The organism is Cellvibrio chitinivorans (assembly GCF_035117775.1).
Lineage (GTDB): Bacteria > Pseudomonadota > Gammaproteobacteria > Pseudomonadales > Cellvibrionaceae > Cellvibrio > Cellvibrio chitinivorans.
The window spans coordinates 633,525-655,674 of the sequence record NZ_JAYKKN010000002.1 but is presented as its reverse complement, the minus strand read 5'-3'; the positions used below and the strand labels follow the sequence as shown (position 1 = coordinate 655,674).

Genomic DNA, 22,150 nt, shown 5'->3' with positions numbered 1-22,150 from the left:
ATTATCCTTGCCTGCTTGGATGATTTACATCCATGCACTCAAACGTTGTGCGGTTTCTTCGCTAACCAATTCCACACTGATTTTACGTTTTTCCACATCGACTTCTTTGATGGCAACAAATACTTTTTCATCCAGCTTGTAAGTGTTGCCTTCAATTGTCAGACTCAAGCGGCGCGAATCGAATTGTGCTTTGATTTCACTCTCTTTCGGTGCCAGAAGTGCATAGCCTTCCAAGCCCCAGTCTTCCATTTTTACACCAATGCCAAACGAGTTAACCAAACCAATACTGGCGGCGTGAACGCTGCCAATATGTTGGTTTGCGTATTGGCAGCCAAGCCATGTTTCGGCGTAACGGCAAGCTTGTCGGCCGGTATTAAGTTGGTTTTGCAACTCTTCGGCAAATTGTTTTTTATCGCTAATGTTTTCGGCCGGTAAACCGCGCAAGATGCGTTTGATCGCGAGATGATTGAATAAATCGTTGTAGCGGCGAATTGGCGAGGTGACCATCGCATAGGCTTTAAAACCCAATCCAAAATGCGGAATAGGTTCAAAAGTTAATGCACCAGCTTGCAGCATGCGCTGTAACAACGAATGCAGGCTTGAGTTGACGGGGTTGTTGGTTGGGTTTAAACGCAACTCGCTAAATAATTGCTGGAAGCTTTCAAGTTGCGTGAGATCACTCACTGTTAAATCGGGGCGATCTTCCTGAATTAATGCAATAGCATCATTGATGCGCTCGGGGCGAAAGCCGATGTGGCTGGAAAAAATACCATAGCCCGGGTGCTGCAAAAATAATTCACCCGCACACAGGTTGGTTACCAGCATGGCTTCTTCAATCATGCGGTGAGCGATATTGCGCTCGCGTTTTTCGACGTGATCAATTTTGCGTTGGTCATTAAGAATGTAGGAGTAGTCCGGGCGCTCCTCCATCACTAATGCATGGGTTTGGCGATATTGTGCGCGTGCTTGGGCGAACTTTTTTAATTCAACCAGCATGTCGTGAATGAACGCTGGTGCAGCAAGTGGCGATTCGCCGGTGCTCATGAGCGCATCAAATACACCTTGGTAGCTCAGTTTAAAGTGCGAGCGAATTTGCGCTTCTATAAATTCAAATGCGCTGATGGTTCCATCGCGCAATATTTGCATGCGGCACACCAATGCCGGGCGTTTTTGTTCTGGCACTAATGAATAAGTATCGTGCGATAAATCCACCGGCAACATGGTGACGGTTTGGCCGAGTAAATAGAGTGTGCTCGCGCGTGCGCGCGCTGATTGCTCCAACGGACTATCAAAGCTGATATGTTTACTCGGGTCGGCAATAGCAGTAATCAACTCCCAACCGTTTTCATTAGGAGCGATGTAAATGGCATCGTCCATATCGCGGGTGTTTTCAGAATCGATAGTGACGAAGGGCAGATGGGTTAAATCCAGCTCACCGTTTTCAAAAGTGAGTGGTGACCAATTGATGCCGCCCGCCTGATTTTGCGCTGCCGGTTGCCATTCAAATGGAATTTGGAATTTGGCGATACTGTAACGGCTCTCAACTCCCGGATCTTCCACTGTACCGATACGATTGAGAATGTGAATTTGGATTTTGCCTTCGCTGTGGAATGGATGGCGCGACACTTCGCAGTGAATCAAGTCGCCAACCTTATAGCCTTTGCGCTCTTGCGGAGGAATAAATAACCAGCGATTAAAGTTGGTGACATCAGGCTCAACAAAATCGGTCGTTCCTTTATTAACGTAGCGACCGACAAATTCCTTTAGGCCTGGTTGAATCAGCTTGGTCAACTTGGCTTCAAACTGACCTTTGCTATTGGTGGTGATTTCCGCTTCGACGCGATCATCGGGTAGTACGCGCATCATTTGATCCGGGTCGATAAACGCTTCGCGGCCATCGTCCAGAATTAAAAAGCCAAAACGTTTAGTGGTAGTACGAACCGTGCCTTGTGCGACATCTTTGGTTTCGGCGATAGTGGATTTTAATTGCGCGAGTTGCTGCAGGGCATCTTTATTGAGCATGTAAGACAACTTATAAGTAAGGATTATGGCGCGATTATAGCCGGATTTATCCGGTGATTGCGCAAATATGGGGCGGCTACTGTTTTTCGCGAATATGAGCTTTACTGATGGTTAATGATTGTTGTTTTTGACAGCGGCCAGCGCGAACAGGTTACAATCGCGCAGGGCTTAGTATTTGTTTTTATTGGATTTATTCGTAAGGGTCATTTTTTTGGACACAGTTGCTATTAACAATATCTTGCTGGTGGGAGCCTTTCTGGTTGCGGCCAGTATTTTACTGAGCTCGATTTCGACCCGAGTGGGTGTTCCGATCCTGGTTATCTTTCTAGCAGTTGGAATGGTCGCTGGGGTCGATGGCCCTGGCGGCATAGTCTTCAATGATTATTCCACAGCCTATTTAGTGAGTAACCTCGCGCTGGCAATTATCTTGCTCGACGGTGGTATGCGCACTCGCGCCGCCACTTTCCGCGTTGCGCTCTGGCCTGCGCTTTCGCTCGCAACTGTTGGGGTGATGATTACCGCGGGATTAACTGGTTTGGCTGCGGCTTGGCTGTTTGATCTGTCGTTACTGGAGGGGTTGCTGATTGGCGCCATAGTTGGCTCCACCGATGCCGCCGTGGTATTCAATCTATTAAATGGCAAAGGCTTGAATGAGCGGGTTGGCTCGACCTTGGAGATTGAGTCGGGCAGTAATGACCCTATGGCGATGTTTTTAACTGTCACCCTGATTGCTATGTTGGCGGCAGGCGAGACGAGTTTTAGCTGGGATGTTTTAACCAGTTTGATCCAGCAATTTGGAATAGGGATTATTTTGGGCGGCACTGGTGGATGGCTGCTGTTGCAGTTAATCAACCGCTTGTCGATTGCTGGTGGTCTCTACCCATTACTTGCGGTGAGTGGCGGAATTATTCTGTATGCACTTTCCAGCGCTATTGGTGGCAGCGGGATTCTCACTGTTTATGTTTGTGGGCTGCTGCTGGGTAATAGTCCGATTCGCAATCGCCACGGCATTTTGCATATGTTTGATGGTTTGGCGTGGATTAGTCAGATAGGCATGTTTTTGGTGCTGGGATTGCTGCTTACGCCTAGCCAGCTGTTGCCTATTGCAGTGCCTGCGCTCCTGTTATCACTCTGGATGATTTTATTTGCACGGCCACTGTCGGTATTTATCGGCTTGTTACCGTTTCGCAGCTTTAACTTCAAAGAACGGACGTTTATTTCCTGGGTTGGATTGCGTGGTGCCGTACCGGTAATTTTGGCGGTATTCCCCTTAATGGCGGGACTGGAAAACGCCCAGCTATTTTTCAATGTTGCCTTCTTTATCGTGTTGGTATCCCTGTTGGTGCAGGGAACAACACTGGGACTCGCCGCTAAAAAGGCGAAGGTGGTGGTGCCTGCAGTGCCATCGCCATTTTCCCGCGCTGGGCTTGAGATTCATGTCACCAGCCAATGGGAATTATTTATCTACAAATTAGGTGCAGAAAAATGGTGTATTGGCGCTGCGTTGCGCGAATTACACATGCCGGAAAACACCCGTATCGCTGCACTGTTTCGTGATAAGGAATTGTTCCACCCATCGGGTAGTACGCGCTTGATGGCGGGCGATATTCTCTGTGTTATCGGCCATGAGTATGATCTACCAGCGCTTGGAAAGCTGTTCAGCGAGGCTCCAAAGCGCACCTTGGATTTAAGTTTTTTTGGCGATTTTATAATTCAGGGCGATGCGGAGTTAGGTGATCTTGCGATGCTCTATGCGTTAGACATGAAGGGATACGAAGAACATAAAACTCTAGGCGATTTGATCACGCGTATGGTTGGCGGTAAACCGGTTGTGGGCGACCAGAGCGAGTGGAGCGGAATGGTCTGGACGATTGCTGAAGTGGAAGGCAACCGTGTGCGCAAAATCGGTGTTAAGCCAGCAGCTAAAAAGAACTCTCCCACAGGTGAAATGAGTAAATAATCCGATGTTGACACTTGCCCACTCATCATTGTTGCAAACAAACGCGTTGATAAATGATGAATGGGCAGGTGCTGACTCCCAAAAAAACTTTGCTGTACACAATCCTGCTACCGGTGAACTGATTGCGAATGTGGCTGATGTCGGTGTTGAAGAAACTCGTCGTGCTATAGCCGCCGCGGCGGAAGCGCAAATTCTGTGGGCACAGAAAACAGCCAAAGAGCGCAGCCAGTTGCTGCGTCGCTGGTTTGATCTGGTAATGCAGCATCAGAATGATCTCGCTCTAATTCTCACCTGCGAACAAGGTAAGCCGCTCGCTGAAGCACGTGGTGAAATTGCCTATGGCGCGAGCTATATCGAATGGTTTGCCGAAGAAGCCAAGCGTGTTTATGGCGATGTGATCGCGCCTCCGAGTGTCGATCAGCGAATTTTGGTGATTAAACAACCCGTTGGTGTAGTTGCGACCATCACCCCTTGGAACTTCCCCAATGCGATGCTTGCACGAAAGATTGCTCCGGCTTTGGCTGCAGGCTGCTCGATAGTGGCAAAACCTGCGGCTGAAACGCCTTTATCTGCATTGGCCTTGGCCTATCTTGCGCAACAAGCGGGAATTCCTGCTGGCGTAATTAATATTCTGACTACTACCGATTCCGCTGCTGTCGGCAAAGAGCTAACTACCAATCCTGCTGTGCGTAAATTGTCGTTTACCGGCTCAACAGCGGTTGGCAAAAAGTTGATTCAGCAATGTGCTGACGATGTAAAACGCATCACTTTAGAGTTGGGCGGTAATGCACCTTTTATTGTGTTTGATGATGCCGATTTGGATGCAGCAGTCGAAGGTGCTGTTGCTTCCAAATTCCGCAATGCAGGTCAGACCTGTGTGTGCGCTAATCGCTTTTATGTGCAGCGTTCTATCTATGCCCAATTCGCTGAAAAATTAGCAGCAAAAATGCAAACATTTGTCATTGGTAATGGAGCTGATGATAAGGTCAACGTCGGGCCGCTGATCTCCGCGAAAGCAATCGATAAAGTAAAAGTGTTGGTTGAGGATGCAATCGCAAAAGGTGCGCGTATCCATTACCAAGTTGCACTTGGTGACGATTTTTCTGGTGATGGACTTTTTTATCCTCCAACCTTGTTGGTTAATGTTGACCCAGATTCAGCGCTCAGTTGTCAGGAAATATTTGGCCCGGTCGCGGCCTTGATTCCATTCGATACCGATGAGGAAGTGATACACCTGGCCAATAACACCGAGTTTGGTTTGGCTGGTTACTTTTACACCCGCGATGCAAAGCGCATCAAGGTTATGTCGGAACGCTTGGAGTCGGGAATGCTGGGTATTAATACCGGACTTATCTCTAACGAAATGGCGCCTTTTGGTGGCATCAAACAGTCGGGCTGGGGGCGGGAAGGTTCTCGCTATGGGATTGAGGATTATCTGAATATCAAATATCTCTGTGAACGTTTTTAAATCATTTCTGTGTTTTTTATTGCTATCTACTCTTTAAAGTTCATATTAACTCAGCGACGTTACAAAGACCTTCCATAGCAAATTTCTGATTCGTTACTAAACTTGGATTAATCAGCACCTGACGCTGATTAATCACAATAGAAATAGATAACGGAGTCTGTCATGTTTGGTTGGTATCAAGGATTAACGTTGCGCATGAAGCTTATGCTTCCTCTGCTCCTCTTGGTCGCTTTAGTTTTGTATATGGGATTGCATGCAATTAGCACGAGCAAGCTTTTGGGTAGTAATGCAACCACTATTGCCAAGGTGAACCTGCCAGAGATTCAGCTATTAATTCAGGCAGATCGGGATTTGTATCAGGCTATGTTGGCGGAGCGTGCGCTGCTGCAACTCGATAGCTCTGCCCATCAAAAATTATTCAGCGAACAAAGCGAAAATGCCAAACAGGCGCAAGAGCGTGTGTATAAATCACTCGATATTTCCAACACATCTACGCCGGCTGAACGAGCAGAGTTTACTCGACGCTATGATGCGTGGAAGGTACAGGCTGCTCAGGTAATCGACGCTGTGCGCTCATCTTCTGATGATACAAGTCGTTCAATTGCTCAAGAGCAGTCCTACGGCAGCGCATCTGATGCATTCGAACATCTGCGTGAATATATAGATGAGCTGCAAGAAAGCCGCTTGGTCGATGTTGATAAATTCACAGATGTCATAGATGAGAATCAAGCGAATAGTTCGCGGCAACTTTTCGCGCTGGCAGTAATTGGAACACTTGTGAGTCTATTGGCAGCGTATTTTTTGCCGATTTTGGTTGCTAATCAGGTTCGTCAAATTAGTCATCGTATTCAAAATATTGCAGAAGGCGACGGCGATTTAACCGTACGTTTGCCAGTGACCACAAATGATGAGCTGGGTGAGTTGGCAACTAACGTGAATCAATTTATCGAAAAACTACAGCGCATTATTGGCAGCGTTTTGGTTAATGCGGCAGAAGTGTCCAAAGCGGCCGAGTCTTTATTGGAAGTGTCCAGCAACAGCCAGCGTGCAGCCGATGATCAATGTCATGCGATCACTATGGTGGTTACGGCAGTTAATGAGCTAACTATGGCGATACAAGAAGTTGCTCGTAATACCAGTAATACAGCACAAAACACTAAAGAGGCAACAGTCATTACTGATCGTGGTCAGGAGCGAATTCATTTAGCTGTTGAGCGCGTGCAAAGTTTGGCGGTACGCATCAGCGAAACGGCTGAATTTATGTCGCGTTTGGAGAGCGAAGCCAAGAATGTTACATCGGTGATAGATGTAATCCGTGGCGTTGCCGAGCAAACGAATTTATTAGCACTCAATGCGGCGATTGAAGCGGCGCGTGCCGGAGAGCAGGGCAGAGGCTTCGCAGTAGTTGCTGATGAAGTGCGCACCCTCGCTAGCCGCACGCAACAATCCACTGCCGATATTCACGGCATGTTGAGCAAATTGCAGCAGGGGGTGCAGCATGCTGTAGATGCCATGGGCAGTAGTGCGACTATGACTTCTGAGGCTGTGGGTTCAGCAACTGAAGCAGGGCAATCTTTGACTGGTATCGGCTCAGCAGTAAAACAAATTTCCGATATGACTCTACAAATCGCCACTGCAGCTGAAGAGCAAAGTTCGGTAACTTCCGAAATTGATCGTAACCTTGTTCAAATTAATTCACTGGCGATGAATGCTGCCGAGGGGGCATCACAAACCGCAGCAGAGAGTCAGCGCTTGAATGAGCTGTCGATTCAATTACGCCAACTATTAATGCAATTCAAGGTTTAATCTTTATACGTCATCGAGTCATTGCGCAAATAAAAAACGGGCAGATTTTTCTGCCCGTTTTTGCATGTGTTCGTTATGTAGTGAGCGTTAATACTGACCATGCGTTACAAGGGTAACTGGGTGGTAAATTTCACTTGTTTTAGCGCGAAGGCAGAATTGATTGAACCTATATTGGGCAGATGAATCAGTGTTTCTTTCATCAAGCGCTCATAGTGCTCAACACTTTCAACAACTACGCGCAGAACATAATCTTTTTCACCGCTGGTTGAATAACACTCAACTACTTCAGGAATCGCTTGTACCGATTGCTCGAAGGCTTCCAGTGATACTGCATCGTGATTTTTAATCGTTATGTATGCATGCACCGTCACCCCCAAATTCAACAGTTTTGGGTCCAGCAAGGTAACTTTCCCGCGAATAACGCCTTCCACTTCCAGTCGTTTGAGGCGACGCCAGCAAGGTGTGTGAGAGAGTCCAATCATATTGCCCAAATCGGCCATAGAGTAGTCTGCATTTTCCTGCAAGGCGCGCAAAATCTTGCGGTCATATTCATCGAGTTCGACAGATTTGGTCATGAGTGAGCGATCCTGAGTGGCGTTATTGATATGCCTCATTCTAGGATGAAAGTGTCTATATGACAATTATTTGAGGATGCATTTAACTGTCATCCCCAGTTTTTCCGGCTGATATATTAAAAGTTGTCCTCATGGCGGGGCATCGCGGGTCAAGCGCGGAGCCGCGTATTGTGATTGAAGTCATGGGCGTGTATCTTATCGCCTCTTTTGTTGGGCATTCTGTGCCGTGTTCGAGGACAAGGGGTTATCCACTTGACCCGATAAAAATAATGCTGAGGAGCAATCCGAGATGAGAGTGATACTGTTGGGAGCGCCTGGCGCAGGTAAAGGTACTCAGGCGCAACTGATTATGGAGAAGTTTGGCATTCCGCAAATCTCCACTGGCGATATGCTGCGTGCCGCTGTGAAAGCTGGCACCTCATTGGGTTTGCAGGCGAAAGACATTATGTCTGCTGGTGGTTTGGTGCCGGATGATCTGATCATTTCTCTGGTAAAAGAGCGTATCGCTTCCAGTGACTGCAGTAACGGTTTCCTGTTTGACGGTTTCCCGCGCACCATCCCGCAAGCAGAGGCTATGCTGGATGCAGGTGTTGATATTGATCATGTGATTGAAATCCACGTTCCGGATGAAGAAATTGTTTCGCGCCTCAGTGGTCGCCGTGTACACGAAGCCTCTGGCCGTGTTTATCATGTTATTCACAACGCGCCAAAAGTTGCTGGTCACGATGACTTAACCGGCGAGCCGCTTATCCAACGCCCAGATGACGCTGAAGAAACTGTGCGTAAGCGTTTGGGCGTATATCACGATCAAACCGAGCCGCTGGTTGGTTTTTATCAAAAGCTGGCTGCTGATGGTAAAACCAAGGCACCGAAATATACTCGCATCAGTGGTGTAGGCAGTGTTGACTCCATCCGCCAACAATTACTGACTGTACTGGGCTAATCTGTATTAAGCTGATTTCGCCAAGGCAGTGAAAATAGGCTCTACGGAGCCTATTTTTTTGTCTGCCGTTTTATTCTTCTATTCCTTATTACTTGTGCTGTTGTTTTATGAGCCATATCCTCGCCTTGGATTCTTCTACTGATGCCTGTTCTGTCGCGCTTTACGCCGATGGCCAACTGCATGCCCATTTTGAACTTGCCGCCAAAAGCCATACCCAACGACTGTTGCCGATGGTTGATGAGCTGTTGCAGGCAAATAACCTCAAACTACAAAATCTTGATGCCATTGCTTTTGGGCGCGGGCCGGGCTCTTTTACCGGGTTGCGTATTTGTATGGGCATAGTGCAAGGGCTGGCCTTTGGCGCGCAGCTGCCGGTGATACCTGTATCCACTCTTGAAACTATGGCGCTTGGTTATTACCGCGCAAATCCCAGTGAAAACATGCCAGTGTTAGTATCGCTAGATGCGCGTATGGATGAGGTCTACTGGGGCTTATTTACGCGCAATGGCGAAGGTGTAGAAGCCCTAAGTGACGAGTTTGTGATGAAGCCCGAGTTGCTGTCGGAGCAGGCTGTCATCCAGCAATTGGCAGGGAAATTTATTGCCGTTGGGCCCGGTTGGCATTATCCGGCGATGCAGGCATTGGCTGCATCTAACTTGGTAGTAGATGCCCAGCCGCACGCCGAAAATATGGCATTAATCGCCGCACAAGTCTGGACTGAGGGCGGCGCAGTAGATGTGCTCGATGCCCAGCCAGTGTATTTGCGCGATACTATCTCTTGGCAAAAACGCCAACGTATTCGTAATCCCAACTAGATTTTTGGTGTGTATATGACGACTGTTACCCTCTCCAAGGTAGATTTCAACACAGGTTTGCTTGAGTTTTTGCGCGCATCCCCAACTCCATTTCACGCCACCAGAAATATTGCCAATCAACTATTAGCCGCTGGTTTTATCCCGCTTTATGAGGGTGATATCTGGCAGCTTGAGCCGGGTAATCGCTATTTGGTGACGCGCAATGACTCATCGGTTATCGCTTTTGCTTACGGCAAGTCTGCGTTATTAGATTCAGGGATTCGTATGCTGGGTGCCCATACCGATAGCCCTTGTTTAAAAGTGAAACCGCGCGCGGAATTGAATCGTCGCGGCTACTTTCAGTTGGGCGTGGAAGTTTACGGTGGCGCTTTGCTTGCACCTTGGTATGACCGGGATTTATCTATGGCAGGGCGGGTGACCTATACCGATGAAAACGATCAAATCGTCAGTGCTTTGGTCGATTTTGAGCGCCCCATCGCTGTAGTGCCAAGTTTGGCGATTCACCTTGATCGTGAAGCTAACAGTGGGCGTACCATCAATGCTCAAAAAGACATAGTTCCCTTATTACTTCAGTTGCCCGCAGAAGATGCCGCTTTGCCGGATTTTCGCGCCTTGCTACAAGCTGAGTTAGTACGCACCCAGCCTCAGCTCGCGGTTAAACAGGTGATGGATTACGAAATCAGTCTTTACGATACCCAGCCTCCGGCGCTGATCGGTTTTGAGCAGGAATTTATCGCCAGTGCCCGCCTGGACAATTTATTGAGTTGTTTCATAGGCTTGCAATCTTTACTTCAGGCAGATGGTGAGGTGTCGAGCTTGTTGATTTGTACCGACCACGAAGAAGTTGGCAGTGCATCCTGCTGCGGAGCCAAAGGGCCAATGCTGCAACAGTTCTTGGAGCGCTTGTTGCCCGACGGAGAAGATCGCGCGCGCGTGATTGAGCGTTCAATGATGATCTCAGCCGATAATGCCCATGGGATTCATCCTAATTTTATGGATAAGCACGATGAAAACCACGGACCATTGTTGAATCGCGGGCCGGTAATCAAGGTCAATGCCAATCAACGTTATGCCACCACCAGTGAAACCAGTGCTTTCTTTCGTTTGATGTGTGAGCGCGCAGGCGTACCTGTACAGGCTTTTGTGGCGCGTACCGATATGGGATGCGGCAGTACTATTGGCCCAGTAGTGGCGTCAGAAGTGGGCGTGAAAACCATCGATGTCGGTGCCCCTACCTTTGCCATGCACTCGATCCGTGAATTAGCGGGAGCGAGTGATGGCTGGTATCTCTACAAAGCGGTAACCGAATTTTATAACTACGCCAAAGCTCCCATCGCAATGGTGACGCGCGCGTAAACGGCTTGAAGATATTTTGATCAAGCACTTTCGGCTGAGCGGTCATCTATCGCAGATGAAAGTGCAATTTCTCGCAATTCTCTTGTGATCCAGTGCTAATCCTGACGACAAGCGCGCCCCCTGCGGGCGCTGCCTGTTTATACTCGCGCTAATTTCTAGAATAAAAAACAACGCAACCCGATTGGCGTTCAATCATCCCGATGAGAGTTTAGTGGAGCCGAAAATGGCGATTAGCCTTGATGTATTAGCGTCTTTTGCGCCTTTTAACACCCTTCACCATGAGTATCTGGTTCAAGTCGCTGAAAAAGCCTCACTGCGTGAAATATCCAAAGGCGCGATCATTTTCAAGCGTGGCCGCCCGTTTCCTGAAAAGGTGTATCTGGTTAGCGGTACGGTTGATCTGATCGACTCAGGTTTTCAGATCAATACCATCAACCCCGCCAGTGAGTCGCGTCGCTCCCCACTCAATATTACTCAGCCGACCCAAGTCTCGGCAGTTGCCAAGTCAGATGTGACGCTGCTGTCAGTCGATAGCGATTTTCTCGACTTGGTACTCGCCTGGAGCGAGTCTAGTGATGAAGAAGCTGATACCTCTGGTGTAAGCCTGCACGACGATAGCGACTGGATGTCATCTTTGCTGCAATCGCCGTTATTTAGTCGCCTGCCACCGGCGAATATTCGCCAGCTTTTTATTCGTTTTAAAGCACAAAAAACGCAGGCGGATGAAACCGTGATCAAGCAAGGAGAGCGTGGCGATTACTTTTATGTATTGGAATCTGGTAGCGCTATGGTGATGGACCCGGCGGGTAAGATTCTGGCTGCGTTGCGCCCCGGCGATTACTTTGGTGAAGAAGCTTTAGTGGGGGACACTACCCGCAATGCCACTGTCAAAATGATCACCAATGGCAAAGTCATGCGCTTGGATAAAGAAGATTTCCGCGAGCTACTGCAAGAGCCTGTGCTCAAATACGTAAGTGGTGATGAGTTAAAAGCGCGTCCCGCAGATTCGCCGGCCTATCAAATTTTGGATGTGCGTCTGCCGCTGGAGCGCCGCGTTCAAGCGGTGCCCGACAGTCGCAATATTCCCCTCAATCAACTGCGCAACAATCTGAAAAATTTGGATGATTCAGTGGTGTATGTGATCACTGATGATTCTGGTCGTCGTTGCGATGTGGCATCGCATCTGCTTACTCAAGCGGGGTTTGATAGCTGCATACTGCGTGACTCGGCAAATTATTACGCGGGTTTGTAAGGCTGAAATTATGGTGGCTTGTCTGTATCATGGCGCCTGATTTTTTAGGGCCAACGATTTTTTAGGGCAATTAGCAAATAACAGACAGGGCACCATGAGCAAACAACGCGTTCTTACCGGTATTACCACCACAGGCACCCCTCATCTTGGCAACTACGTCGGCGCTATTCGCCCCGCGATTCAAGCCAGCCAAAGCGCTAACGTGCAATCCTTTTACTTTTTGGCCGATTTCCATGCGCTGATCAAATGTCAGGATCCTGATCTGGTACATCAATCAACGCGCGAAATTGCAGCTACTTGGTTGGCGTTGGGGTTGGATACCGATAACGCAATTTTTTATCGCCAATCCGATGTGCCGGAAATCCCTGAGCTTTGCTGGATGCTGACCTGTATGGCTGCCAAAGGGTTGATGAACCGCGCTCATGCCTACAAAGCTTCAGTCGATGCCAATGTTGAAGCTGGTGAAGATACGGATTTTGGTATCACTATGGGTTTGTACTCTTACCCGATTCTGATGGCGGCGGATATTTTGATGTTCAACGCCAACAAGGTGCCGGTAGGGCGCGATCAAATCCAACACATTGAAATGGCGCGCGATATTGCCGCACGTTTTAACCATCACTATGGCGAGCATTTTGTACTGCCAGAGGCGCAGGTGGATGACAATGTAAATGCAGTACTGCAGGGCTTGGATGGCCGCAAGATGAGTAAAAGCTACGGCAATACCATCCCGCTATTTCTGCCTGAAAAACAGCTGAAAAAGTCGATTAATAAAATTCTCACTAATCTGTTGGAACCGGGGCAGGCCAAAGATCCTGACACCTCACCGGTATTCCAAATCTGGCAAGCATTTGCGACACCTGAGCAATCGGCTTACATGCGTCAGCAATTTGCTGAGGGGATTGCTTGGGGCGAAGCCAAGCGTCAGTTGTTTGAGCTGATCAATGGTCAGTTGAGCGAAGCACGCGATAAATACGAAGCACTGTTGGCAAACCCGGCGCACATCGAAGAGATTCTGCAAAAGGGTGCGGCAAAAGCACGCGCTTACAGTCAGCCATTGTTGGAAAAAGTGCGTGAAGCGGTAGGTATTCGCAAGATCAAGTAATCGCTATTTGCGAATTGTATTGACGAAAAAAATCCCCGCGAGGGGATTTTTTATTTTTACGCCTGATCAATTGCAACTGTACGGAAAATTACTCAGGTTTTTCAGAGATTGCTTTGTCCAAGTACTCGATTTTTTTCTCCATATCTGCATCGGTATCGGCATAGTTTGCAGCGATTTTTTTGAACTCCTCTTGCAGCTCAATAAACGCATCAACCATATCCGGGTCAAAGTGGCTGCCTTTACCTTCGATGATGATTTGCACAGCTTTTTCATGGGGCATAGGGGCTTTATAAACCCGGCGACTGATAAGCGCGTCATACACATCGGCGACGGCCATTAAACGGGCAGAGATGGGAATGTCATCACCCGATAAACCTTCGGGATACCCAGAACCATCCCACTTTTCCTGATGGCTATAAGCAATCTCTTTCGCCAATTTGAGGAAGGGCATTTCGATTCCCAAATCCTTTTCCGCATGGGTAATTGCATCGCGCCCGAGGGTGGTGTGGGTTTTCATGATCTCAAACTCTTCCGGCTCAAAACGCCCGGGTTTCAGCAGAATCCGGTCGGGGATGCCCACTTTGCCAATGTCGTGCAAGGGTGCCGATTTGAACAGCAGTTCGATGGTTTTGTTGTCATTGAGAAAGTGCGCAAAACGCGGATTGTGGCGCAGCTTTTCAGCCAATAATTTCACGTAGTGTTGTGTGCGATGAATGTGATTTCCGGTTTCGTTATCGCGCGTTTCCGCTAGTGATGCCATAGCACGAATGGTTACATCCTGAATCGCCATAACTTCAGCGGTACGGCGATTGACCTCGGCAGCGAGATAGGCATTTTTATCGCGCATAAAGTCCTGCATATGTTTAACCGACAAATGGGTTTCAATGCGGGCTAGCACAATGGGTGGTGAAATCGGTTTGGTTATGTAATCAGATGCGCCTAGTTCAAAGCCCAGTGTTTCATCGACTACTTCAGCTTTAGCAGTTAAAAAGATAATCGGAATGTTGCGCGTAGTGGAATCGGCTTTGAGGCGACGGCAGACTTCGTAGCCGTCCATTTCCGGCATCATAATGTCGAGCAGGATCAGGTCAGGCGGAGTATCCGATGTCGCAATTTTTAGCGCGCGTTCACCGCTGTTGGCAACCTTTACCTTGTATAGATCTTTTAACAGGCCGCTCATTAGCGTCAGGTTATCGGGCGTATCATCCACCACCAAAACAGTAGATTTTTCAGTTAAATCGACCGCTTCAATCATCACTTACTCCTCGTTAATGCGATCCTTAAGATCGATGAATATTCCCACCAACCCACCCGGTTGGCCGTCTTCAATACTAAAACCCGATACGCTGTAGAGCGTTTTGTGCAAAGTTCCATCAGCAAACGGCATGGCGATTTCCCGCCGGATTGAACTACCTTGGCGAATAACTTGCTCATCTTCTTGCTGATAGGCTTTGCGGTCATCGAGGGGTAAATATTCCAGATCAATGACCCGTTTACCGATAAGCCCATCGCGCTTTACGTTGAATACCTGCTCGTAGGCTTTATTGAAGCCAAGGAAATAACTATCTGCGCCCTTATAAAAGATAGGAAAGGGAATGGCATCAATCAACGCTTGTTGGAAAAGACTTTGGTAGCGCATTTGGGCTTCAGATTCTTGCTGGCGCATAAACTCCTGCTCCAGATCCAAACGCTGCTCGATTAGCTCAATATTCGCAGCAACAATGGCCTCAAACTCACAGAGTATTTTTTCTTGCTGGCTGGTGATGGTGCTAAATGCTGCCAATTCCAAAACGCCAACCAGCTTGTCGTTCAAGAGCAGCGGGCGAAGGAGGATGACCTTGGGTGCAGCGCCACCGGTGCCAGAGTGAATGTTGATGTAATCTGCCGGTGGTTGGTGAATCTCCAGTGCCCGTTCTTCAAGAGCGCACTGTCCCGCCAAGCCTTCACCATAGGCGATGCTCTTACCCAGTTCATTTATGGCAACGCCATAGCCGCCAATTAAACGCAGCTGCTGACCGGGATCAGTTACATAAAGCAGCCCGTGGCGCACGTTAAAAAGTTCGCTGGCATGGCGCATAAAAACAGTAACCAGCTCAGCGTAGTTTTGAACCTGGCGCAGTTCGGCAATGATTTTGGCGATCATGGCGCGCTCTTCGGCTGCGGCAAGAACATTTTGCTGCGCAAGTTCCCGCTCCTGATTTTCCTCACTCAAGCGCTGCTTGAGGCTGGCTACGCGGGCGATTTGCTGCTGAACTATGCTACCGATCACCAATGCGATAAGCATAATGCCGAATACCACATTGGGTGTGCTGGTGCCCGGCAGCCAGGTTTCTATGTCCTTCATTAACACCAGCGTCCAACTGCCGGAGGGGTCATTGAAGTTAATGCCTGAATGTTCGGCGAGAAAGTGTTTACCCTCGCGCTCGATCACTGAAGTAGTTGGCGTAAAGTCTAAAAGTGACGGATTAGCTTCCGCAAAGCGGCGGCCAAATTGTTTGAGGTCGCGAATGGTGTGTAAACGTTCATCACTTGCTGGCGGTGTCATGGATAGCAGCCAGTCTTGATTGGTTGCCGCAAACACCACCCCTTGAGGCGAAAGGAGTAGGGCATCGCCACCGGCGTTGGCCAGAATTTGGTCGAGCAATTCCTCGGCCGATATTTTGATGGAGATGACGCCGATAATGTCCGAGGTAACTTCCTCAGTGGCGTGAATCGGCGCGGCAACATACAGCCCGCGGCTATCGGAGTTGGTGCCTATCGCCAAATAGATACTTTCTTTGCCTTTAATCGCTTGTTGGAAATAGGGCCGGAAAGCGATGCTTTTACCAGTGGATTTAGCGCCGTCGGTGTCATTGGCGACTATCAAACCGGTTTGGTCGATCACATAAAGACCTTCAAAACCAAAGTATTGGCGACCAATATTCAAGCGTTTTAACACGTCTGGCGAGTCCAGCCCTAACTCATTGCGTGCCGCATGTTTCAGGATTGGCTCGTTGAGGCCAAGTAGCATGGCCATGCCCATCGAACGGCTGCGTGTCGTCACAACCGAAAGCGATTCCTGCATTTTCTCCAATTGTGTAGTCAGCTCTGCGCGGCCGCGCGAATCCGCATAGAGCTTCATCAGCTGGACAGAAATTACGCTAATGAGTACTCCAACCAAGAGACAGGTCAGCAATGGCAGTTGCGGAAAGCGCTGCAATAGCTTGGCGAGGTTCATGAGCTGCTGCCTCGCGCCAAAGGATTCGATGCTGCCAGTTGTTGCTGCAGCTCGGTTGCCGCCTGATCAAAGTCAAACTGCTTGATCGCCTGATCAATACGCGCAAACGCGCCGGCTTCAAGTTGTGAGCGGATGGCCGTGCGATTGTCTTCAAATATCTCTGTGGCATCGCTGTCATCATTGCGCAATAAATCAAGCAGTTTTTGCAGCAGGCGGTTGAGCTCATTGTTATTCAAACTGGAGTTGGGTGCAGGTGCTTCGGCGGGTAGGGCTGCCTGCAGCGCACTTAGTATCTGTGCGAGTTGCTGCTCAAATGCATTGAGTTTGGGGGCGAGTGACTGAGAGGAAGCACCAGCTTTAAATTGCTGCTCCAATTCCTCAGCCATTGCTTGCAGACCCGTTGCGCCTATATTGCCGTTGACGGCTTTGGCGGTGTGCGCGATGCGCTCTGCGGTAGCAAAATCCTGCTGGCTCAATGCTGCTTGCAGTTCGCTTGGCACTTTAGCTTGGCTCTCCAAGTATTTGCGCAGCATAGAGAAATAGGCGGGAACTTTGCCCAGTACGCGGCGCAGCCCCAGCGCTACATCCAAGCCGGGTATTTGTTGCAAGGGCGCGATAGAAATATCGGGAGCACTGGTTGTACTGGCCGTTTGAGCGGATGATGCAGATGCATTGCGCGGTTTAATCCACTGTAAGAGCGCACCGAACAGTTCATCGGGTTCGATGGGTTTGGCGACATGGCCGTTCATACCAGCGGCGAGGCACTTTTCTTTATCCTGCACCATGGCGTTGGCGGTCATGGCAATTACCGGCAGGTAGCGATTAGCCTCCTGCTTGCGGATTTCCTGAGTCGCGGTGACGCCATCCATCACCGGCATCTGCATATCCATCAACACTATGTCGAAACGTTGTTTGGCGAGTAAGTCGAGAGTTTCTTTGCCGTTGTTGGCGATGGTCACTACAAAACCGGCATCACTCAGCAAGCCCATGGCGACTTCCTGATTTAGCTCGTTATCTTCCGCGACCAGAATCGAGGCACCGGCGATACTGGCCAAATCTGCCTCCAGCGATGAAGTGTCGCGCTCGCCAATACGTGCTTCGGCTACTTGCCCGCCAAGTACCCGCACCAGCGTATCGAACAGGATGGACGGATTTACCGGTTTGATAATCACATCGTCCAGCCCCGCCGATTCGGCTGCTTGCAACACTTCTTCGCGGCCGTAAGCCGTGACCATAATCAGGTGAGGTGAGGGCGTTAGCCCAAGTGCATTAATCGCATGAGCGGTTTCGATGCCATCCATGCCCGGCATCCGCCAATCGAGAAAGACTATGTCGTAAGGATCGCCTTGTTGCGCGGCTTGCTGCACCGCCGCTATAGCACTTTTGCCATCCTCGGCTTCGCTGACTTTGAAAGACATTTTGCTCAGAAGAATATCCAGCACACCGCGCGCCATGTCGTGGTCATCAACCACCAGTGCGCGGCGTCCTTGCAGAGCGGGGGCAAGCATCAGTTTTTCTGGTTGCGCGAGAGTGATGCCAAGGCGCGCGGTAAACCAGAAGGTGCTGCCTTTGCCAAATTCACTCTCGACGCCGACATCACCCTCCATCAGTTGCGCCAATTGTTTGGAGATGGCCAAGCCCAGCCCGGTGCCGCCGTATTTGCGGCTGGTAGACATATCGGCTTGTTGGAAGGATTGGAAAAGTTTGGCTTGCTGTTCCGGCGTAAGGCCGATGCCGGTATCGCGCACACTGAATTGCAGCAGGGCAGTTTTGTCATCTTGCTCAAGTAGTTTTGCGGCTATGACGATTTCGCCTGTCTCGGTAAATTTAACCGCGTTGTTGGCGTAGTTGATCAGAATTTGCCCGATGCGCAGGGAGTCGCCATTGAGATGGCGCGGTACATCGCGGCCTATATCAAAAATCAGTTCCAGCCCTTTGGCGTTGGTTTTTTCAGAGATGAGGCTGGCGACATTATCCAGCACCTTATCCAATTCAAAATCGGCCTGTTCGATACTGAGTTTGCCTGCCTCGATTTTAGAGAAGTCGAGGATGTCGTTAATAATGCCCAGTAGATGCTGGCCGGAGCCTTGGATTTTTTTGATGTAATCGCGCTGGCGTCCGGTGAGATCAGTTTTCAACACCAAATGCGACATGCCGATAATGGCATTCATCGGCGTACGAATTTCGTGGCTCATATTGGCCAAAAAATCCGACTTCATTTGAGTAGCACCTTCGGCCATGTCTTTGGCAAGTTGCAACTGCTGTTGCACGGCGATTCTTTCGCTGATGTCGCGAATCGACGCGCAAATACAAATGCCGCGTCCGCCTAAATCGGGCAATAAACTCAAGCCGATTTCGATGGGGAAATCGTTGCCATCTTTGTGTCGCCCGACAAGATCCTGATTGCTGCTGATAGCATCATTGTCTGAGTTGGTTTGTAGCTCCGCGCATTTTTGGGTGTAAATGTTGTGGGTTGTATTGGGGAATAATTGCTGGACTGTCTGCCCCAAAAGCTCGCCGGATTCATAACCAAACAACGATTCAACTTTGGGGTTACACAGAATAATGACGCCTTGCTCGTTGGCGACCAGCATGCCATCGGGCGCGGTTTGCACTATGCCGCGGTACCAAGCCTCGGTGTGCATTAACTCGGCCTGTTGCGCTTCCATTTCCACTGACTGCTCTTCAAGCTGCGCAGCCTGTTTCTCCATGCGCAGCGCCTGTTCTTGTGTCTCTTGTAACAGGTTTTGCGTATGCAGACTGCGCTCCAACAATTCCATACTCATCCCGAGAATCGGCATGAGTGTGTCAAGCAATTCCATTTCGCGCGGTGTGAATGCTTGAAATGAAGCGAGTTCCAACACCCCCAGCAAACGCTCGTTATGCACTATGGGTAAAACCGCAATCACACGCGGTACGCTTTCACCCAAACCTGAGTTAATGACAATGTAATCTTCTGGTGGGTCGGTCAGGGTGATGGCCGATTTTTCGTAGGCGCATTGGCCGACTAATCCTTCACCTAGCACAAATACTTGTTTGAGATGTTTGCGTGTGCGGTAGCCGTAACCGCCGAGCAGCTGCAATTGATTGTCCTGCTGGATATAAATCACGCCGTGCCCTGCATTTAGCAGCGGGCAAAGGGTTGATAGCAAACGCTGGGATAAATCAGAAAATTCTGTCGCTTGCTGCAACTGGGTAGAAATGTCGGTGAGTTGCGATTTGATCCACTGCTGCGCCTGCATAGCGCGGTAGGCGTCTTGCAGTATCACCAAGCCGCGTGCGATTACGCCAGTTTCATTGCCGTAGTTGGTGTAAGGAATTGGGGCGTCTACTTTGCCATTTGCCAACTGATCAATTGCGCGGCGCAGATTATCGGTAGGTTGTTTGATGGAGCGGGCGACCAGCAGGGCGACCACTATGCCGAATGCCAAGCTGGATAAAATCAGAAACAGCGTTAATTTCAGGGTGCGCTCTTGTTGTTGGATCATCGTTGCCGCAGTTTTGCTGGCGCTTTCTTCTTTGAGTTTAACCAGCCGCTCCAGGGCGTGATCTGCGGAGTCAGCTACTTGGGTGTATTGCACACTGGAAATGTAATCTATGGCTTTAATTTGTTGTTCAGCTGCTGGGTCAATTAAGGTGATAACCTGATTCACGTTGCGTTTGTAGTGGCGGTATTCTGTTTCAAACTCATCAATTGAGTGCAGATTATTTTCGCGCTCAATACTCTTACGTGCAGCATCCAGTTCACGCTCAAGATTCAGTCTTGCTTGTTCCAGTTTTTCGGTGGCGAGTGTGCGCTCGGTATTATCGCGTGCTATTACCATCTGCCGAAGGCTTCTACCCATCAACATCAAATTGATATTGGCTTCTTTAATATGGGAAATGCCAAGTAGTTTTAATTCGTAAAGGTTGCGCGCCTCGTTGCTTATATTGCGCACACTGGTGATGGAGGTCAGCCCCAGCAATAAAATCGCTAGCAGCAATGCACCAAACCCAACGAGTAGTTTGGTTGCCAAGCGGCGGCGTTCCAGTAGAGCCCAAAGTTGTTTCATGTGGCTATATCCTTGTTCGAAATATTTTGGGATTAGGTGGGGGTATGCGCGACCATTTGTATCGGTTGGGCGATGCTTTTCTTACGCGCGTAAATGCGATGAAAATGATCCAGCGGCATAAATAAAGTGCTCCCTAATAAACCTATGGTTTCCGATTGCCCGATAAACACCAAGCCTTGCGGTGCCAAGAGTTCGTAAAATTGTTTGATCAATTTATCCTGTAACTGGCTTTTAAGATAAATAAGCAAATTGCGACAGCTCACCATGTCCAGATTTTGTACGGACTGGTGTTGGAATACATCCTCAATACGAAATTCGCACAAAGCGCGAATCTGCGGTTTTACTTGGTACTGCGAATCCTGCTTTTCTATATAGCGCAAAATGATTTCAGGCGCCGCCTCGCGCAGGCTGATTTGGCTGTAAATTCCTGCTTTTGCGGTGGCGATTGCGGTATCGCTGAGGTCGCTGCCGATAATCTGTACATTAAACTCGGTGATGCGCTCGGCCAAAATCTCTGTCAGCAAGATCGCCAAACTATAGCATTCCTCTCCCGTTGCACAGCCGGGAACCCAAATCCGAATTGAATCGCCAGCTTGTTTATGAGCAAGCAGTTGGGTGAGATGCTGCTTTAGAACAGCAAAGGATTCTCCATCGCGAAAAAATGAGGAGACTGAAATTAAAAATTGTTGTTGCAGAGTAAAAAACTCATGCGGATGTGTGTGGGTGTAACTCAGGTAATCCTTCAGGCTGGAAATATGTAATAGCGACATGCGCCGGTGAATGCGCCTGAGCAGTGTTTCTTCTTTGTAGTCGGAAAAGTCTCTGCCCGTATGTTCATGTAATTGTTGTAGTAGCAATTGCAGTTGTTCTAGCTCTGCTTTATCCGTTTCATCAGTAGTTTTATCAAACGGTTTTTCTAATGTTGATGCTGATCTGGACAGTACGCGCGTTTGCGGCCGCTGGTTTTTTTGGTTGGAAGCCTTGAGCTTGCCAAGTAGTAAACCTATCTCTTCTGGCGGTAAAACATGGTCCGCCAAATTCGCGTTAATCACTGCGCTTGGCATAGCATCAAATTGTGCTGTTTCAGGTTGTTGGGCGATGACACACCCAGACCGGGCTTTTATTTGTTGCGCACCGGTTTGGCCATCGGTTCCGGCACCGGACAAAATGATGCAGATGGCATTGTACGCATACTGGTTCGCAATAGAACTGAATAAAAGATCGATAGAAGGACTGTAGATGTGCTCATCATCGGGAGAAAATAGTTGTATTCGACCTTGATGGATTTCGCCGTTCATGCCGGGTGGAATAATGAGTATCTGATTGGGAACCAGTAGCGCATTATGTGTGGCCAGGCTGAGTGGCAAGGGGGATATGCGCCGCAGCAGACTGAGCAGTGGGGCAAGGAAATTATCCTTGCCCATATGCAGGGCGATTACATAAGTTTTGTTGCTGGTTTTTTGCAGTTTGTCAGTGTGAAGTTGTGCAAGCAGTTTGGTTAGCGCATCCAATCCGCCTGCCGAGGCTCCAATACCCACAACCGCGAAGGTTTTTGTGTTGTGAGTAGGAGTCTGCATAT

Annotated in this window: 14 protein-coding genes; 8 read left to right on the top strand and 6 right to left on the bottom strand. The window is 49.0% G+C overall.

The annotated features are described in order from the left end of the window. Positions 1 to 24 precede the first annotated feature (24 nt). The gene (locus SPL68_RS09490) at positions 25 to 2,022 is read right to left on the bottom strand and encodes a VacB/RNase II family 3'-5' exoribonuclease (protein WP_323814862.1); all 1,998 of its coding nucleotides are present in this window, start codon (positions 2,020 to 2,022) and stop codon (positions 25 to 27) included. Between the two features lie 175 nt (positions 2,023 to 2,197). On the opposite strand from SPL68_RS09490, the gene SPL68_RS09485 reads away from it, so the two are divergent. The 3 genes from SPL68_RS09485 (at position 2,198) to SPL68_RS09475 (ending at position 7,256) form a co-directional block, all read left to right on the top strand. Then, positions 2,198 to 3,982: a potassium/proton antiporter gene (locus tag SPL68_RS09485; RefSeq protein ID WP_323814861.1), complete on the top strand. Its 1,785-nt coding sequence runs from the start codon at positions 2,198 to 2,200 to the stop codon at positions 3,980 to 3,982. A 4-nt stretch (positions 3,983 to 3,986) separates the two neighbouring features. After that, positions 3,987 to 5,450, top strand: coding sequence for an NAD-dependent succinate-semialdehyde dehydrogenase (locus tag SPL68_RS09480; protein WP_323814859.1), 1,464 nt, complete (start codon positions 3,987 to 3,989; stop codon positions 5,448 to 5,450). A 162-nt stretch (positions 5,451 to 5,612) separates the two neighbouring features. Next, positions 5,613 to 7,256 carry a methyl-accepting chemotaxis protein gene (locus SPL68_RS09475; RefSeq protein WP_323814858.1) on the top strand — a complete coding sequence of 548 codons (1,644 nt, stop codon included), beginning with the start codon at positions 5,613 to 5,615 and terminating at the stop codon, positions 7,254 to 7,256. 104 nt (positions 7,257 to 7,360) lie between these two features. On the opposite strand, the gene SPL68_RS09470 is transcribed toward SPL68_RS09475, so the two are convergent. Further along, positions 7,361 to 7,831 (bottom strand): Lrp/AsnC family transcriptional regulator, encoded by a 471-nt coding sequence (locus SPL68_RS09470; protein ID WP_323814857.1) that lies wholly within the window; start codon positions 7,829 to 7,831, stop codon positions 7,361 to 7,363. Positions 7,832 to 8,120: 289 nt separating this feature from the next. On the opposite strand from SPL68_RS09470, the gene adk reads away from it, so the two are divergent. From adk to SPL68_RS09445, 5 genes are all read left to right on the top strand, one after another. After that, positions 8,121 to 8,774, top strand: a complete 654-nt coding sequence (adk, locus tag SPL68_RS09465; protein WP_323814856.1) for an adenylate kinase — start codon at positions 8,121 to 8,123, stop codon at positions 8,772 to 8,774. A 107-nt stretch (positions 8,775 to 8,881) separates the two neighbouring features. Beyond that, positions 8,882 to 9,589, top strand: a complete 708-nt coding sequence (gene tsaB, locus SPL68_RS09460) for a tRNA (adenosine(37)-N6)-threonylcarbamoyltransferase complex dimerization subunit type 1 TsaB (RefSeq protein WP_323814855.1) — start codon at positions 8,882 to 8,884, stop codon at positions 9,587 to 9,589. A 15-nt stretch (positions 9,590 to 9,604) separates the two neighbouring features. Then, positions 9,605 to 10,945 (top strand): M18 family aminopeptidase, encoded by a 1,341-nt coding sequence (locus SPL68_RS09455; RefSeq protein WP_323814854.1) that lies wholly within the window; start codon positions 9,605 to 9,607, stop codon positions 10,943 to 10,945. Positions 10,946 to 11,168: 223 nt separating this feature from the next. Then, positions 11,169 to 12,197, top strand: coding sequence for a cyclic nucleotide-binding domain-containing protein (locus tag SPL68_RS09450; protein WP_323814852.1), 1,029 nt, complete (start codon positions 11,169 to 11,171; stop codon positions 12,195 to 12,197). A 94-nt stretch (positions 12,198 to 12,291) separates the two neighbouring features. Beyond that, complete coding sequence (locus SPL68_RS09445) at positions 12,292 to 13,302, top strand: tryptophan--tRNA ligase (RefSeq protein ID WP_323814851.1); 1,011 nt, start codon at positions 12,292 to 12,294, stop codon at positions 13,300 to 13,302. A gap of 88 nt (positions 13,303 to 13,390) precedes the next feature. On the opposite strand, the gene SPL68_RS09440 is transcribed toward SPL68_RS09445, so the two are convergent. From SPL68_RS09440 to SPL68_RS09425, 4 genes are read right to left on the bottom strand one after another with little or no spacing between them, the layout of a single operon-like run. Then, on the bottom strand, positions 13,391 to 14,557 hold the full coding sequence (locus SPL68_RS09440; RefSeq protein WP_323814850.1) for a response regulator: 1,167 nt from the start codon (positions 14,555 to 14,557) through the stop codon (positions 13,391 to 13,393). 3 nt (positions 14,558 to 14,560) lie between these two features. Next, positions 14,561 to 16,519, bottom strand: a complete 1,959-nt coding sequence (locus SPL68_RS09435) for a PAS domain-containing protein (protein ID WP_323814849.1) — start codon at positions 16,517 to 16,519, stop codon at positions 14,561 to 14,563. After that, entirely contained in the window at positions 16,516 to 20,571 is a 4,056-nt protein-coding gene (locus SPL68_RS09430) for a response regulator (protein ID WP_323814847.1), read from the bottom strand. Before SPL68_RS09430 ends, SPL68_RS09435 begins: the two co-directional genes overlap by 4 nt. Positions 20,572 to 20,603: 32 nt before the next feature. Next, positions 20,604 to 22,148, bottom strand: coding sequence for a CheR family methyltransferase (locus SPL68_RS09425; RefSeq protein WP_323814846.1), 1,545 nt, complete (start codon positions 22,146 to 22,148; stop codon positions 20,604 to 20,606). Between the last annotated feature and the right edge of the window lie 2 nt (positions 22,149 to 22,150).